Below are 15,605 nucleotides of genomic sequence, written 5' to 3'. Positions count from 1 at the left end.
CGTACCGTTTTGAGCAGAAAACGCGTACCGCTAAATCAGAATGAATGTACCGCTGATTTCAGAATAGGCGTACCGTTCGAGCAGAATTTGCAATGGAAACAATGAATCTTTATGACAATCTTCTGGAAGCAGTCCATTATGAATATGATACTATCCGATTTTTTAAAAAAAGTGAACAACGGGAAGTTTCTCTTGTGCGTCACAAAAGCAGTGGCACCCTGTATGTTTTTAAGCATTTTTCAGGAAATAGTGAGGTATATCGAAAGCTTCTTGCCATATACTGTCCCAATTTGCCGCAGATCATGGAAGTTGGTGAGAAGGAGGGCAGGACAGCTCTTTTGGAGGAGTATGTACAGGGAGATAATCTGGGGGAATTTCTGGAAGGAGGCCTTCTTACAAGCAGAGAGGCAAGACAGATCACCAGGAAATTATGTTCGGCTTTGTGGGTGCTCCATTCTATGGGGGTAGTACATAGGGATGTAAAACCAGAGAACATTATCATACGTGGAAAAGAAGTAGTTCTCATTGATTTTGATGCTTCCAGGATCTATAAAAACAATAACCGGGAAGACACACAGATCCTTGGCACTACCGGATATGCAGCACCTGAACAGTATGGTCTGTCACAATCTGATGGGCGTGCAGATATTTATGCGCTGGGCATTTTGCTTAATATTATGCTTACCGGGGAGCATCCATCACGAAAGCTTGCTGGTGGCAGAATGGGAAGGATCGTACAAAGATGTACAATGGTCAGTCCGGAAAAAAGATACAAAAATATTCTTCATCTGATGGAGATTTTATAAATAACAAGAGGGAAAATCAATGAGCAAAAAGTGTATAAAATGCGGACAGCTGATACCGGATGAAGCATCCTTTTGTCCGCATTGTACAGCAGTTCAGACAGAAAAAAAGGAGATAAAACCACCCAGACGATGGAAGAAGAAAGCGTTGATCATTCTGACTATCCTGATCCTGAGTGCAGTTGTGGGGACTGTTTTTTTTATGCATCACAAGCCCCAAAAATACGAAGGCGGCGCGCAGATCGTTTATCAGGATAAAGATAAATCATATAAGGTTCTGCTGACTTTTTCCCAGGAAGATGGTGTGACAGGACATGCACAGGGAGAGCGTACCGATACACTGTCTGAGGGGATGGACAGTGCACTGCCTTGTCAGCTGTATGTTCTTGATCAGAAAACCGGGAAGCTGGCATGGAAAGAATTTACAGAAAAGGTTAAGTCCTGCCAGGTAAATACAAAGCCTTATGAAAATTCTCAGAAGATGGAGTTTGTGGAACCAACTCATAATGAAAGCTTTCCAGATGCAGCATATGTATCGGATATCCTTTTTCATGCGGACAGCGGCACCAATGACATTGAATGGATGCTGACTATGGAAAACGGAGATACGATTTCCCTACGTACAAAGCTTACATTGGAAAAGCAGAAAGCAGTTACTTATTATTTCGAGGATACTCCGATGGAAACAACCGATCAATTAAAGGCACTGTTGGCTTCCATTGAGGAAGAAGTGCCATCAGATACCACAGTATATCTTCATCTTCCGGCAGTGACCTATGATGGAGATATTGTTTTCGGAGATCATGTATGGGGGATTTATGGAAGCACAGAAGAGGACATCACCACTACCTTTACCGGAACCGTAAGTATGAGAGGAATGAATGGAAATTATGCTGATATATCCGGCGTACATTTTGCTGGAAATTCAGGAACCGGTCTGAATGCGTATTGTCTGGTACTTCTTTCCCAGTGCAGCTTTGACGGATGGGATACTGCAGCGTTTGCACAAAATGGGGCATGGGTCAATGCAATGGATTGTACTTTTACAAATAATATAACGGCATTGAAATTTAACAGCAGCACTTCTTATGGCTCTGCGCCAAACTATTTAAATAATACGTTTACTGATAACGGAACGGCTGTCTGTATCAACAATCTGCCGGGAACAGAAGTGCTTGATTTTGCAGGAAGCATATTCGCAGGAAATGATACAGACATTGACAATAAAGCGGAGCATCCTGTAGATACAGCCAAGGCAGCTTTTCAATAATATGCAGATGAATAGTTTCTGGCAGGATTGCAAAGATGTGCAGCAAAATCAGGCCACTGGTTCATGAGGCACCTCCTGCAAGACGAATTACGATACTATGCAGCAGGGTAATTGTGTTTGAAAATGCTAATATTTATAATAGAAATGAATGCCTGATTCAGGCAAAAAATATAGTATATCATTATGGGGGGAAGAGAAATGAAGAGATTCAAAAAAATGTCAGTGATCCTGTTTCTTTGCATGCTGGTGAGCATGCTGGCCATGCCGGTTTCAGCCAAGGCAGCAGCGCTGAACAGAAAAAGCATTACCTTGAATGTAGGTAAAAGTTATAAGTTAAAGGCAAAGGGAATCAAAGGAAGAATCACCTGGACAAGCAGTAAAAAGAGTGTGGCAACGGTTTCTAAGACCGGAGTTGTAAAGGCGAGAAAGAAGGGAACAGCTGTTATCACGGCCAAATACGGAAAGAAAAAACTTACATGCAAAGTAACAGTTAAAAAGCCGGTGAAAGATACAAAATTCCCTCAATCATATTTTAAAACTGTCAAGGTGAATGCGTCTAATATTTCACAGTATTTCACCTATGTAACTATTCCAAGATATGATATGTGGGGAGAAAGAGACGGATGCTACATTATGTTAAAGTGTAAGGATCCTAACTGGTATCTGCTTACCGCAAAAAACTATGCGGCGGAATTTGTTTTTAACATTGTTTACAATGATGAGGACGGAACCAGAGCGACCAGGGAGGCAAAGCTTCAGATATCTGGTGCCGGAAGTGCCACAGATGCTTACTGGACAAAAGAACATACGAATGTAAGCATTACAGATAAAGTATGCTCCAGGGCACAGGGAACGCTTGTGTTTGTGAATAAAAAAGCTGTAAAGAGTATCCAATATGGCCCATATGACACATACCTGAAGATGAAAAAATTCACTTATTTTGAATACAATGATAAAGTAGCGGAATACGTACATAAGAAATACAGTAGTTTTTCTATTCCGTCTTACACCCTACAGCCATTTGAGCCACATAAGTAAGCTCCTTTTACAAAAGGCATAGCAAAAGAGAATCCATAAAAGAGATTTTATAAAAACAAAAGAGACTTTATAAAACAAGAGGGGATAGGAAATGAAGAGATTCAAAAAAATGTCAGGGATCCTGTTTCTTTGCATGCTGGTGAGCATGCTGGCCATGCCGGTTTCAGCCAAGGCAGCAGCACTGAACAGGAAAAGCATTACATTGAATGTAGGTAAAAGTTATAAGTTAAAGGCAAAGGGAATCAAAAGGAAAATCACCTGGACAAGCAGTAAAAAGAGTGTGGCAACGGTTTCCAAGACCGGAGTTGTAAAGGCGAGAAAGAAGGGAACAGCTGTTATCACCGCCAAATACGGAAAGAAAAAACTTACATGCAAAGTAACAGTTAAAAAGCCGGTGAAAGGTGTTAAATCATATTTTAAAACAGCAGATTTGAATATGTCTAACTTTTCACAGTATTTTGCCCCTGAAATCGTTAGGTCTTATGATAGTACATGGGGAGACCCCAATGGTTACAGAATTTTCTGGAGAGCAAAGGATCTGAATGGATGGTACCTGTTTTCAACAAAAAATTTTGCAGTAGAGTACAATATACAGATTGATTATGATACCGAGGACGGAAGACGGACGATGAACATAACCACGGAGAGTAACTTTCTGGAAAATCTTGAGTATGATCTTAGCAGTGTGGTGATTACCCCCACCCGTGCAAAAGGAACCTTAACTTTTATTAAGAAAGATGCAATAACAAAAATCCAGTATCGTAATGATGAAACCCTGAAACGAAGACGCGTTTCTAACTGTAAGTTAATAAAAGAACTGGATAATTATATGATGAAAAATTACTACGAAAAAGGGCTTAATTTTATGGATTTCTTTTCCATATTGCTGCCGTTTGAGTAATGGATAACATGCATACGATGAAGGAAAAAATAGAAATCTCAAGAGGAGACCAGTAATGAAAGAAAAGATAATGAGAAAAGGATTTATAAAGAAGGGGCTGTTTTTATGGATTGCCTGCTTTATGGTATCGCTGTGTTTTGCACCTGCACAGGCTAAGGCAGCAACAAGTGCAGCACCAAAAGTAGCGAAAAAGATCGTATATTACAGGTCTACCTGGACAGATGATAAAAAAGTAACAGTTAAAAATGTGGGAAAGGGTAAGATCATTTCCGTAAAGTCTTCCAACCCGGATGTGGTAGAGATTGAAAGTTCAGGACGGGATGATTTTGAGTATATTCCTTATGAAAATGGAGTATCCAATATAACCATAAAGGTAAAAAAGAATAAAAAAGTTTACACTTTGAAAACTACCCTTATCGTAAAAGACGCAAAGCCTGTTCAGTATTTGAAGGTTGACGGAAAAAATATTTTTGATACAGATCGTCATGGCTTTTTCACAGTCAAAGATAAGAAAAGCAAACATAAGGTTTCCTGGAAATTAGCCAAGGGCTGGAAGCTGGTATTTGCCAAATACAGTGATCAGGAGAACTGGATCTGGTATGACTCAGCCCGGTCTTTTAAAAATGGAAAATATGTACCCAACACGAAAAAAGGAAGCTGGCTTCAGATCCGTGTGAAGGATTCTAAAGGAGTAGAATACAAATTAGATATTCACTTTGGCGGAAACAGAAGATATTATTAGATATAACAATAAGAAAGGGTATATGAAGATTGGTAGGAATCAATTGAATTCCTTTTATGGAGTTACAAGAAGGTATGTGAATTAGTAAATGTGTTTTCAACGCTATAAACAAGGGGCTGTCGCAAGTGCGGCAACCCCTTTGTAATAATCTGTATTCTATGCGAATTTCTGGAAGAAATTATTCTCCAAAGTATCTCTTAAGAAGACCAGCGAATGCTTTTCCATGTCTTGCCTCATCCTTAGCCATTTCATGAACAGTATCATGAATAGCATCCAGATTAGCTGCTTTCGCACGTTTCGCAAGGTCGAATTTACCAGCTGTAGCACCGTTCTCAGCTTCTACACGCATCTCAAGGTTCTTCTTGGTGCTGTCTGTAACAACTTCACCTAACAGCTCTGCAAACTTAGCAGCATGCTCTGCTTCTTCATAAGCTGCTTTCTCCCAGTACAGGCCGATCTCCGGATATCCCTCTCTGTGAGCTACTCTTGCCATTGCAAGATACATACCAACCTCAGAGCACTCACCCTGGAAGTTTGCTCTTAAGTCTGCAAGAATGTCTTCGCTCACGCCCTGAGCAACACCTACAACATGTTCAGCTGCCCATGTAAGGTTTCCTTCATCCTGCTTAGTGAACTTAGATGCTGGTGCTTTACACTGTGGACAGGCTTCTGGTGGATTCTCGCCTTCATAAACATAACCGCATACACTACATACCCATTTTGCCATAATTCATATCTCCTTTTCTATAATTTAATTATTTAATTTTTAATAATAGTAATTATTACTGTTTTAATGTAACATGTAATTGCTGAATTGTCAAGTAAAACTTTTGGTTTTTAATAAGTAAAATTTTTGGCTTTTAATAAGGAATAGTTACTCTTTTCCCTTACAATCCTTGCAGATCCCGTAAAAACTGGCGTTATAATGAGTGATCTCACCGCCTGTAAAATGGATAGCCGCCTCTGCCATAAGCTTGTCAAAATGCTCCTCATCCATATCAAGGACTCTGCCGCATCTGGTGCACATAAAGTGACAGTGGGGATCGATCCGGGCGTCAAATCTGTCTGAACCGCCAAAGCTTGCAAGCTTCTGGATCTCTCCAATATCAGAAAGAAGAGAAAGATTGCGGTACACAGTTCCAAGGCTGATCTTTGGATATATAAGCTTTACATTCTCATATACAGTGTCAGCAGTAGGATGATCTGTACGTCCTCTTAGGAATTCTTTGATGGATTCTCGCTGGCGGCTGAATTTCATGGCTGCCATAAAACTAGCTCCTTTCTGATAATGATAACTGTTACTGAAATTAATATAACCTATTTTCTTCTGTATGTCAATAAGTAATTAACAGAATTTACGAATTTATTCGTTGTCGATGACATGTACTGTTTTATTTGTTATTGAATGTATGATTTGTTTGATCCGATCTTTACTGTGTGATCTGTCTTGCCACGTATACACCACTGGCAGAAGCATGGGAAAGAGAGTGTGTAACGCCGCTTCCGTCACCGATCACATACAATCCTTTATATTTGGTTTCAAGATTTTCATTGATGTCTACTTCCATGTTATAGAATTTAACTTCCACACCATAAAGCAGGGTATCATCATTGGCAGTACCTGGAGCGATTTTGTCAAGGGCATAGATCATCTCAATGATTCCATCCAGGATTCGCTTGGGAAGCACAAGGCTCAGATCTCCGGGAGTAGCAGCCAGGGTTGGACGAACCATGCCCTCATCAATACGGCGGACAGTACTTCTGCGGCCTCGGACAAGATCGCCAAAGCGCTGAACGATCACACCACCGCCCAGCATATTGGAGAGACGGGCAATGCTTTCGCCATAGCCGTTACTATCCTTGAAGGGCTGGGAAAAGTGCTTGGCAACAAGAAGTGCAAAGTTTGTATTTTCCGTTTGCTTCTGAGGATCTTCGTAGCTGTGGCCGTTTACAGTGACAATTCCGTTTGTATTTTCATTTACAACGATCCCATAGGGATTCATGCAGAAGGTACGTACATTATCTTCAAATTTTTCTGTGCGGTATACGATCTTGCTTTCGTACAGTTCATCTGTCAGGTGGGAGAAGATCACAGCAGGGATCTCTACACGCACACCGATATCCACACGGTTGGATTTGGTAGGGATATCCAGTTCTTTACATATTTTTTCCATCCATTTGCTGCCGCTTCGTCCTACTGAGACGATACACTTCTCACAGTCGTCATAGGAATCACCATGATAGATGCGGTAGCCTGTATCCAGAACTTCAATATGATCTACTGAGGTATCAAAAAAGAAATCCATTTTGTTATTCAGCTCATTGAACAGGTTCTCAAGAACAATATAGTTGATATCTGTACCCAGATGGCGGACAGAAGCGTCCAGGAGACGAAGCTTGTTCTGGATGCAAAGCTTTTTGAATTTCGTCTGCGCAGTGGAATACATTTTTGTTTTTTCTCCCCCATGGGAAACATTGATGGAATCTACATATTCCATAAGGTCAATGGCCTGCTTTTTGCCGATATGTTCATACAGAGTGCCGCCAAAATCATTGGTAATATTATATTTTCCATCGGAAAAAGCGCCTGCACCGCCAAAACCACTCATGATGGCACAGGTTTTACATTTGATACAGCTTTTTACCTTATCTCCGTCAATGGGACAGTGACGTCGGGAAAGAGGATGGCCTTCTTCAAAAACTGCGATTTTCAGATCAGGGTTTCGGTGGATCAGCTCATAGGCAGAAAAAATACCGCCAGGACCGGCACCAACAATAATCACATCATATTTCAATTTGCTCACACTCCTTATTTTTTTAATAGTTTCAACCGTTTACCAATAGTATCCTGCAAGAAAAGACAGGTACCATTTCATGGTTTTATAACCTTATTTTATCCTATCATAATTTGGGTATTGGAACAAGCAACAGGCAGAAAATACGGCAAAACTGTGTTTACAAAAACGGCAAAGTGTGTTACGATGCATTCATAAAGAAGAAAACCCAAGGACTCGTCTTCTCAATGGTAGGTTGGGAAGGCGTTTTTTGTTGTAGAAAGAGGAGGAATCAAGAAATGGAAAAACAGAAGTATTATATTACAACAGCCATTGCGTACACATCCGGAAAACCTCATATCGGCAATACTTACGAGGCTGTTCTGGCAGATGCCATTGCCAGATACAAAAGACAGCAGGGGTATGATGTGTTTTTCCAGACCGGAACTGATGAGCATGGCCAGAAGATTGAGCTGAAGGCAGCTGAAGCAGGAGTTACACCTAAGGAATTTGTGGATAATGTTTCCGGTCAGATCAAAGAGATCTGGGATTTGATGAATACCTCTTATGACAAGTTCATCCGTACAACAGATGCTGATCATGAGAAGCAGGTACAGAAGATTTTCAAGAAAATGTATGCAAAGGGCGATATCTACAAAGGGCATTATGAGGGAATGTACTGTACTCCATGTGAATCATTCTTTACAGAATCCCAGCTGGTAGACGGTAAATGCCCGGATTGTGGAAGGCCTTGCGTGCCCGCAAAGGAAGAGGCATATTTCTTCAAAATGAGCAAATATGCAGACAAGCTTATCGATTACATTAATACACATCCGGATTTCATTCAGCCGGAATCCAGAAAGAACGAGATGATGAACAACTTCCTGCTTCCTGGACTTCAGGATCTTTGCGTTTCCAGAACCTCTTTTAAGTGGGGAATTCCGGTTGATTTTGATCCGAAACATGTTGTTTATGTATGGCTGGATGCACTGACAAACTATATTACCGGGATTGGCTATGACTGTGACGGCAACAGTACAGAGCAGTTTAATAAAATGTGGCCTGCAGACCTGCATCTGATCGGAAAGGATATTATCCGTTTCCATACTATTTATTGGCCGATCTTCCTGATGTCTCTGGATCTGCCGCTTCCAAAGCAGGTATTTGGACATCCATGGCTTTTGCAGGGCAATGGTAAAATGAGTAAATCAAAAGGCAATGTGATCTATGCAGACGAGCTGGTAGATTTCTTTGGTGTGGATGCTGTCCGTTATTTCGTACTCCACGAAATGCCTTTTGACAATGATGGAGTGATCACCTGGGAACTGATGGTGGAGCGCCTTAATTCTGAACTGGCTAATACACTGGGCAATCTGGTCAACCGTACTATTTCCATGTCAAATAAGTATTTTGGCGGTGTTGTAGAGAATAAGGGTGTTGCAGAGCCTGTAGATGAGGATCTGAAATCCTTTATTCTGTCCATACCTGGAAAAGTAGATGCCAAAATGGAGAAGCTTCGTGTAGCAGATGCTATTACGGAAGTGTTCACACTGTTTAAGAGATGTAACAAATATATTGATGAAACAATGCCCTGGGCACTTGCAAAGGATGAGACAAAGCAGGATCGTCTGGCAACAGTCCTTTACAATCTGGTTGAAGGGATCTGCATGGGTGCTACACTTCTTCAGTCTTTTATGCCGGATACTGCAGCAAGGATCCTTGCCCAGTTAAATGCAAAAGAGCGTACACTGGAAGATCTTAAGACCTTTGGATTGTATCCTTCAGGCAATAAAGTAACAGAAAAGCCGGAGATCCTTTTCGCACGTCTGGACCTGAAAGAGGTTATGGCAAAGGTAGAAGTGCTTCATCCGTCCAAGCCGGAAGAGCCTGCAAAAGAAGAAGAGAAAGGCATTGATCTTGAGGCAAAGCCGGAGATCACCTTTGATGATTTTTCCAAGCTTCAGTTCCAGGTAGGGGAGATCATTGCCTGTGAAGCAGTGAAGAAATCTAAAAAGCTTCTGTGCTCTCAGGTAAAGATCGGCAGCCAGGTGCGCCAGATCGTGTCCGGTATCAAGGCACATTATACACCGGAGCAGATGGTTGGGAAGAAGGTTATGGTTGTTACCAATCTGAAGCCGGCCAAGCTGGCAGGTATCTTAAGTGAGGGAATGATCCTTTGCGCTGAAGATGAGGAAGGCAAGCTTTCCCTTATGGTTCCTGAAAGAGAAATGCCTGCAGGAGCTGAGATCTGCTGATCATGGAAGGTAAATTAAGCCATTTTGATGAAAAAGGCAATGCGATCATGGTGGATGTGTCCGGAAAGGCCATTACTTGCCGCACTGCAGTAGCCACAGGATCTATCTTGGTTGGCAGGGAGATTCTGGAGGCGGTTGCTGCTGGTACAGTGAAAAAAGGAGATGTTCTGGGCGTGGCACGGGTGGCAGGGATCATGGCGGTGAAAAGAACGTCAGAGCTGGTGCCTATGTGTCATCCTCTTCCTATACAGAAATGCAGCATTGATTATCAGATTGATGGTGAGAGAAGCCGGATCCAGGTTTTCTGTACAGTAAAGACAGAGGGCAGGACAGGTGTGGAAATGGAAGCGCTTACCGGTGTACAGGTAACACTTCTTACCATCTATGACATGTGCAAAGCCATTGACAAGCATATGGTGATGACAGACATTCATCTTGTAGAGAAAAAAGGCGGTAAAAGCGGGGATTTTTATTATGAAGAGAGTAGCGATCATCACGTCCAGTGATGCTGGTTATGCAGGAGAGCGGGAAGACAAAAGTGGTCCTGCAATAAAAGAAATTGCAGAAAAAGAAGGATATCAGGTGGTATCCATGGATATTCTTCCGGATGACCGGGATATGCTGGCCAGACGTATGGCTCAGATTGCTGATGAAAACCTGGCAGAGCTGATCCTTACCACAGGCGGCACCGGATTTTCTGTAAGGGATGTGATGCCGGAGGCTACCGAAGATGTGATAGAACGCAGGGTACCAGGGATCCCTGAGGCGATTCGTGCATACAGTATGACCATTACCAAGAGGGCAATGCTCAGCCGGGCCACAGCCGGGATACGCAGGCAGACACTGATCATTAATCTGCCGGGCAGCCCTAAGGCTGTACGGGAAAGTCTGGAATATATTATTAGCGCTCTTGGGCATGGGATTGAGATCCTTACCGGAGAGACTGGGAATTGTGGAGGCTGACATGGGTAAAATACGGGCAATCTGTATCAGTGAAAAAAGGGGTACACAAAAACGCAGTATCCCTGAGGCTGAATTTATAGAGGACTGGGGAATCAAAGGAGATGCCCATGCCGGGAAATGGCACAGGCAGGTAAGCCTTTTATCCTATGATAAGATTCAGGCATTTCGTTCCAGAGGCGCAGAAGTAGAAGATGGTGCGTTTGGAGAAAATCTGGTAGTGGAAGGGTTTGATTTTGCCACTCTTCCTGTTGGTACCAGATTTTGCTGTAAAGATGTGGTGCTGGAGCTGACTCAGGTGGGGAAGGAGTGTCATCATGGATGTGTTATTTTCCAGAAAATGGGAGATTGTATCATGCCAAGAGAAGGGGTGTTCACCCGTGTTTTGAAAGGCGGAACGATCCGTGTGGGAGATGACCTGAGGATCCAGGCAGAAGAAGCAGGAGGCAGTACAGATGATCTTTGATACACATGCCCATTATGACGATGAAGCTTTTGATTCTGACAGGGAAGACCTTCTAGGCCAGATGGAGAAGCAGGGTGTAGGGCATATTGTGAATGTATGTGCTTCCATAGGACAATTCCACCGTACAGTAGAGCTTACAGAGAAATATCCGTTCATATATGGAGCAGTAGGTGTGCATCCGGATGATGCAGACAAGATGACCAAGGATACATTGGATGAGATCACCCGGATTGCCAGGATGGACAAGATGGTAGCCATTGGCGAGATCGGCCTGGATTACTATTGGCACAAGGAAAAGGAAGAACACAGGAAACAGCAGGAAATGTTTCGTGCCCAGCTGGATATTGCCAGACAGGAAAAGCTTCCGTTTATGATTCACAGCCGGGATGCGGCAGAGGATACACTGGAGATCATCCGGGAGTATATGAAAGGCGGCATGTATGGTGGCATCATCCACTGCTTTTCCTACAGTCCGGAGATTGCAGCAGAATACTTGAAAATGGGGTTGTATCTGGGAATCGGTGGTGTTGTTACATTCAAAAATGCCAAAAAGCTGAAGGAAGTGGTAAGGCAGGCACCGCTGGAACAGATCCTTTTGGAAACAGACTGCCCCTATATGGCACCGGAGCCAAATCGTGGCAAAAGAAATTCTTCATTGAATCTGCCTTATGTGGCAGCTGCTGTTGCACAGTTGAAAGACACCACTCCTGAAGAAGTGATTACTATTACAGAAGCAAATGCCCAAAAGCTGTTACTCACCACCTGAAAGAGGTGGGAGTCTTTTCGACTGAGATAAAAATGAGCCATGTGCCCTTTGATCTGGGGTACATGGCTCTTGCTATGTGTGCCTAGCGACACATGTTTCCGTTATTGCTGTTCTGAATCACCGCTATCACTGTCTGAATCACCGTCGTTGTTGCCCTCATTATTTTCTGCTGAGGAAAGGTTCTGGTAATATTGGCTGGAAGTGATAGAATCCGTGTCTGTTACCATATTGCCGGACTCATCAAGCATATTGCCATCTGAATCAAAGGTAACATCCAAAAGTGTGGTCTTGGTGGACGGTGTCACGTTCATGGACATGATCTCATCGTATTTTGTCTGAAGATTTTCTAAGGTAAATTCATCCCCGATAATGTCCCGCACACTGTGCCTGGAAGCAAGCTCGTCAGTATAATCAGAAAGAAGATAGGGCTGATATTCGCCATCCTCATAGCTGTAATGCATGACAAGTGGGGTAAGTGCTCCGTCGCGGATCTTAACAGAAGTCTGATCACCGGTAACTGTCTTCTCAATGGTAAAGCCTGCCATGCCTCCCAGAAGCTGTTTCAAGGTCTCCTGACCGGATACAAAGTTGCCAAGGGAATAATAGATCAGCATATTGTGGCCTTCATCATCTGTAAGGTAACCATAAGGCTGCAATACATTGGGATGGGTGCCGATCACCACATCCACGCCCTGCTTCATCAGGAAATTGGCCCATTCCTTCTCGTATTCGGTAGGCATAGGCTCTTCTGTTTTGCCCCAGTTGGCAGAAAAGATCACACAATCTGCAGATGATTTCGCTTTTTTGATGGCATCAGCTACTGACTGTGAATCAAAGGTATTCACCATACCTGTGTCCCCGGATTCTTCTGAAACCGCAGATGAAGGGAAGGTATAATCAAGAAAAGCGATCTTGATACCATTGATCTCAAGAATATTGGCCCCCCCATTGTCGGTTGTGTCGTGTATGCCTGAAACCATTGTGTCCGGATGCTGGTTCTTCCAGTAATCCAAAGTCTGCGTAAGCATCGTTGAACCATTGTCATCGATCAGCTGTGTGGCAGAGGTGATCACATTAAAGCCGGCCTTTACAAGGGCATCTCCGATCTCTGTAGGGGTAGCGTAAGGTGCTGTACCGCTGACAGCATCATGACTGTCTGTAAAGGGGGTCTCCTGATTGACCATGGCAATATCTGCATTCTGAAGCATGGTGGTAAAATTGGTATATACATGATCGTAGTTCCAGGCTCCGCTTTCGTATTTGCCGGAATTCAGAAGACTGGGCTGCACCAGGTTATCACCTACTGCGATCACGGAGGCTGTAGTCACGTCAGGCGCTGTCTCAGCTTCCTTTTGTTCCTGTTCTTTCTTAGCCTGGGCTTCTTTCTGGGCCTGCTGTGCAGGCTTGCGGATCATATTGTAGTCTATCTGGTTGAATATGAGGAATAAAACAGCCAGCACACCGATGGATACATAGAAACTGATGCGTGAAATGCTCTTTTCCCTGAAATTCAATGGTACATTTTCATTCTTTTTCATTGGACTGTCCTTTATTATCAATGATTTTATGTTAAATTTAATTATAGCAAATTCTTTTTTCTATGGAAAGTCATTTTAAAATTTTTTTAAATTTTTGTTACAGGTATTTCTTCAGCACAGGAAACGGAACCGGGCCGATCTGAAGAACTTGGGAATGGAACTGTTTCAGATCAAAAGCTTCTGGATTCTCTTTTTGGGCTTCGTCTTTCAGATCCAGAAAATTCAGGTATCCAACATAGTATTTCAGGTAATTTCCAGGAGTTTCCGTAATATATTGGTAGATCTGGCTTACAGCAGATGCGTCTCGGATACCGAAATTTTTTAAAAAATCAGCGGTTTGCGCAGAAGACCAGCCCTGATAGTGGATTCCAATATCAACCAGAGAATATAGGCATAGATTAATGCTGCGGTTCAGAGCTGTCAGACGGGTCAGGCTTTCGGCATCCTCATGGTTTATCAGTGTGGCTGCATACTGGTATGCATAGGATTCTACATAAGTGGCCCAGCCTTCCACATAGCCGCCGGAATTAAAAAGGGAGCGCACAGGATCCGGATCCAGCTGGGAAAAAAACTGTGTCTGATACAGGTGCCCTGGAAAGCCTTCATGTGCCAGCGTGGTAAAAAGCTCCAGCTGTGTGGTGGAAGCGGCCTGATTGATATAGATCACATTAGGCTCTTTGGTGTCAATGGGAGGAGTAAGATAAAATGCCGGGCTTAAGTATTTTTCCATGGACTTATGTACATAGCGTATCTGATAGGATGTTTGGCCCAGGGAGGGGAAATCGTTTTGCATACAGTCCTGAAGAAAAAGCAGGGCCTTTTGGGGTGCCAGAGAGGGGAGATCAGTTCCTTTGGCATAGTCAGTAAGAAGTGATGGATGTATGGCCGCCAGAGCGGAAACTTCAGCAGAATCCTTCTGAAGCTGGGTAAGCAGCCGTTTACGGATCTGGGCTACCGGTTCATAGACCCCGGTCTGGCTTTTCAGAAGATAACAGTAATAATCCGTTCCTCCAGGATAATGGGAAAGTCCGCAGCTTTCCCGGCCTGTGCCGCGAAATGCCTCTAAACCGTTTATAAGGGCCTGATAAGCCGGAATAACCTTGCGGATAAGGATTTGCCTATGCACCTGGTTTAAATGGATTTTATCCGCATCTGAGAGCGCTTCAAGGGCATCCAGCTTCTGGGCAAAGATTGACAGCATGTAATTAGAATCCGGATCCTGGATAAAAGAGCGGCACTGTGCCTGGATCCGGTCAAGCATGGCATCACTCATAAACAGACCTTTTTGGGATTTTTGCTTTTCATATTCCAGGATATTGTTAAAGTAAGAGGGGATATCCGCAAGAAGATTCAGATAGTCTGTAATATCCTGCTCCTGATGAAAGGCATATTCAGCAAGCAGCACAGGCAGCTGGGCTTGTATGCCAAGGCTTGGGCCAAGAGGCTCATCTAAATAAGGGGTTTCCAGGCCTTCCAGCTGCGTATGGAAATAAAGCAGCAGGGTATCCTGGGTTATATTGTTTTGTCTTGAAAGACGATGGGAGTCAAAGGCTTTCAGCTTATGGAGATAATCCTTGCAAAGCTTGCGGGTACTGTCTGTATCTGTATCCATTGTTCCAAGTGAAGCCTTTTGACCGGAAATCCCAAAGGCTTCCGGATCGGCCAGCGTGTAGTGAAGGGTAAGAGTATTTCCGGACACTTCTTTTTTAAACAGTTCTTTTGTAAAAGACTGAAATTTACTGTTTTCTGAAAATCCGTGGCCGGACAGGCAGCCGATACCCATGCCAAGAAGGAAGATAAGAGAAAGAAACAGGGACGTGAGAGTATATCTGTGTCGCTTGGATAATTGGGATAGTCTGGAGCGCATAGATAGCCTTTCAAAACTGTTTTTACTATCCTATTGGCAGAGGGAAGGTTCTATGACAGGGGATAAATTGTCGGAAAAAAATATATTTTTGGCACATTGCACAAAGTTTGTCGAGGAATGTGGATTGTATGAAAATAGGTGCAAAAGTTTTCCACTTTTTAAACATGTAAAAAACCTTGAAAAATAAAGTTATACACAAAATTATCCACATTGTCCACATGGATA

General features: G+C 43.0%; 15 protein-coding genes. 10 read left to right on the top strand and 5 right to left on the bottom strand.

Annotated elements, in window-relative coordinates; translation table 11 throughout:
* The first annotated feature begins 92 nt into the window (after positions 1-92).
* The 5 genes from OCV61_RS13935 to OCV61_RS13915 all read left to right on the top strand — a co-directional run bounded on the left by OCV61_RS13935 (position 93) and on the right by OCV61_RS13915 (position 4,754).
* The gene (locus tag OCV61_RS13935) at positions 93-806 is read left to right on the top strand and encodes a serine/threonine protein kinase (RefSeq protein WP_158422306.1); all 714 of its coding nucleotides are present in this window, start codon (positions 93-95) and stop codon (positions 804-806) included.
* Between the two features lie 19 nt (positions 807-825).
* Positions 826-2,073 (top strand): zinc ribbon domain-containing protein, encoded by a 1,248-nt coding sequence (locus OCV61_RS13930; RefSeq protein WP_158422305.1) that lies wholly within the window; start codon positions 826-828, stop codon positions 2,071-2,073.
* Positions 2,074-2,271: 198 nt separating this feature from the next.
* Positions 2,272-3,111, top strand: a complete 840-nt coding sequence (locus OCV61_RS13925; protein WP_244092919.1) for an Ig-like domain-containing protein — start codon at positions 2,272-2,274, stop codon at positions 3,109-3,111.
* A 91-nt stretch (positions 3,112-3,202) separates the two neighbouring features.
* Positions 3,203-4,012, top strand: a complete 810-nt coding sequence (locus tag OCV61_RS13920) for an Ig-like domain-containing protein (protein WP_158422303.1) — start codon at positions 3,203-3,205, stop codon at positions 4,010-4,012.
* 55 nt (positions 4,013-4,067) lie between these two features.
* Positions 4,068-4,754 carry a hypothetical protein gene (locus OCV61_RS13915; RefSeq protein WP_158422302.1) on the top strand — a complete coding sequence of 229 codons (687 nt, stop codon included), beginning with the start codon at positions 4,068-4,070 and terminating at the stop codon, positions 4,752-4,754.
* Between the two features lie 178 nt (positions 4,755-4,932).
* Here OCV61_RS13915 and OCV61_RS13910 read toward each other — a convergent pair whose 3' ends face one another.
* From OCV61_RS13910 to OCV61_RS13900, 3 genes are all read right to left on the bottom strand, one after another.
* Complete coding sequence (locus tag OCV61_RS13910; RefSeq protein WP_158422301.1) at positions 4,933-5,481, bottom strand: NADH peroxidase; 549 nt, start codon at positions 5,479-5,481, stop codon at positions 4,933-4,935.
* Positions 5,482-5,628: 147 nt separating this feature from the next.
* A complete protein-coding gene (locus OCV61_RS13905) occupies positions 5,629-6,021 on the bottom strand; it encodes a Fur family transcriptional regulator (protein WP_158422300.1) in 393 nt (130 codons plus the stop codon).
* A 163-nt stretch (positions 6,022-6,184) separates the two neighbouring features.
* On the bottom strand, positions 6,185-7,549 hold the full coding sequence (locus tag OCV61_RS13900) for an NAD(P)/FAD-dependent oxidoreductase (RefSeq protein ID WP_158422309.1): 1,365 nt from the start codon (positions 7,547-7,549) through the stop codon (positions 6,185-6,187).
* Between the two features lie 227 nt (positions 7,550-7,776).
* On the opposite strand from OCV61_RS13900, the gene metG reads away from it, so the two are divergent.
* From metG to OCV61_RS13875, 5 genes are read left to right on the top strand one after another with little or no spacing between them, the layout of a single operon-like run.
* Entirely contained in the window at positions 7,777-9,783 is a 2,007-nt protein-coding gene (metG, locus tag OCV61_RS13895) for a methionine--tRNA ligase (RefSeq protein WP_158422299.1), read from the top strand.
* 2 nt (positions 9,784-9,785) lie between these two features.
* Positions 9,786-10,289, top strand: coding sequence for a cyclic pyranopterin monophosphate synthase MoaC (gene moaC, locus OCV61_RS13890; protein WP_158422298.1), 504 nt, complete (start codon positions 9,786-9,788; stop codon positions 10,287-10,289).
* Positions 10,258-10,746: a MogA/MoaB family molybdenum cofactor biosynthesis protein gene (locus OCV61_RS13885; protein ID WP_158422297.1), complete on the top strand. Its 489-nt coding sequence runs from the start codon at positions 10,258-10,260 to the stop codon at positions 10,744-10,746. Before moaC ends, OCV61_RS13885 begins: the two co-directional genes overlap by 32 nt.
* A gap of 1 nt (position 10,747) precedes the next feature.
* Complete coding sequence (locus OCV61_RS13880; RefSeq protein ID WP_158422296.1) at positions 10,748-11,209, top strand: MOSC domain-containing protein; 462 nt, start codon at positions 10,748-10,750, stop codon at positions 11,207-11,209.
* Entirely contained in the window at positions 11,199-11,975 is a 777-nt protein-coding gene (locus OCV61_RS13875; protein ID WP_158422295.1) for a TatD family hydrolase, read from the top strand. The genes OCV61_RS13880 and OCV61_RS13875 overlap by 11 nt, the downstream gene beginning before the upstream one ends.
* A 101-nt stretch (positions 11,976-12,076) precedes the next feature.
* Here the strand turns inward: OCV61_RS13875 and OCV61_RS13870 are convergent, their stop codons facing one another.
* The gene (locus OCV61_RS13870) at positions 12,077-13,513 is read right to left on the bottom strand and encodes a CapA family protein (protein WP_158422294.1); all 1,437 of its coding nucleotides are present in this window, start codon (positions 13,511-13,513) and stop codon (positions 12,077-12,079) included.
* Between the two features lie 97 nt (positions 13,514-13,610).
* Positions 13,611-15,380: a DUF885 domain-containing protein gene (locus tag OCV61_RS13865; RefSeq protein ID WP_158422293.1), complete on the bottom strand. Its 1,770-nt coding sequence runs from the start codon at positions 15,378-15,380 to the stop codon at positions 13,611-13,613.
* Positions 15,381-15,605: the final 225 nt, after the last annotated feature.

Origin of the sequence: Blautia ammoniilytica, assembly GCF_025566965.1 — a bacterium.
GTDB lineage: Bacteria > Bacillota > Clostridia > Lachnospirales > Lachnospiraceae > Blautia_A > Blautia_A ammoniilytica.
The sequence above is the reverse complement of the archived record's forward strand: the minus strand, read 5'-3'. Positions and strand labels throughout refer to the sequence as shown.

Excerpts from the sequence above, each read along its gene's own strand:
- metG (WP_158422299.1), top strand. The coding sequence starts at position 7,777 with ATGGTAGGTTGGGAAGGCGTTTTTTGTTGTAGAAAGAGGAGGAATCAA.
- OCV61_RS13885 (WP_158422297.1), top strand. The coding sequence starts at position 10,258 with ATGAAGAGAGTAGCGATCATCACGTCCAGTGATGCTGGTTATGCAGGA.
- OCV61_RS13930 (WP_158422305.1), top strand. The coding sequence starts at position 826 with ATGAGCAAAAAGTGTATAAAATGCGGACAGCTGATACCGGATGAAGCA.
- moaC (WP_158422298.1), top strand. The coding sequence starts at position 9,786 with ATGGAAGGTAAATTAAGCCATTTTGATGAAAAAGGCAATGCGATCATG.
- OCV61_RS13905 (WP_158422300.1), bottom strand. The coding sequence starts at position 6,021 with ATGGCAGCCATGAAATTCAGCCGCCAGCGAGAATCCATCAAAGAATTC.
- OCV61_RS13870 (WP_158422294.1), bottom strand. The coding sequence starts at position 13,513 with ATGAAAAAGAATGAAAATGTACCATTGAATTTCAGGGAAAAGAGCATT.
- OCV61_RS13865 (WP_158422293.1), bottom strand. The coding sequence starts at position 15,380 with ATGCGCTCCAGACTATCCCAATTATCCAAGCGACACAGATATACTCTC.
- OCV61_RS13935 (WP_158422306.1), top strand. The coding sequence starts at position 93 with ATGGAAACAATGAATCTTTATGACAATCTTCTGGAAGCAGTCCATTAT.
- OCV61_RS13920 (WP_158422303.1), top strand. The coding sequence starts at position 3,203 with ATGAAGAGATTCAAAAAAATGTCAGGGATCCTGTTTCTTTGCATGCTG.
- OCV61_RS13910 (WP_158422301.1), bottom strand. The coding sequence starts at position 5,481 with ATGGCAAAATGGGTATGTAGTGTATGCGGTTATGTTTATGAAGGCGAG.
- OCV61_RS13925 (WP_244092919.1), top strand. The coding sequence starts at position 2,272 with ATGAAGAGATTCAAAAAAATGTCAGTGATCCTGTTTCTTTGCATGCTG.
- OCV61_RS13875 (WP_158422295.1), top strand. The coding sequence starts at position 11,199 with ATGATCTTTGATACACATGCCCATTATGACGATGAAGCTTTTGATTCT.
- OCV61_RS13915 (WP_158422302.1), top strand. The coding sequence starts at position 4,068 with ATGAAAGAAAAGATAATGAGAAAAGGATTTATAAAGAAGGGGCTGTTT.
- OCV61_RS13880 (WP_158422296.1), top strand. The coding sequence starts at position 10,748 with ATGGGTAAAATACGGGCAATCTGTATCAGTGAAAAAAGGGGTACACAA.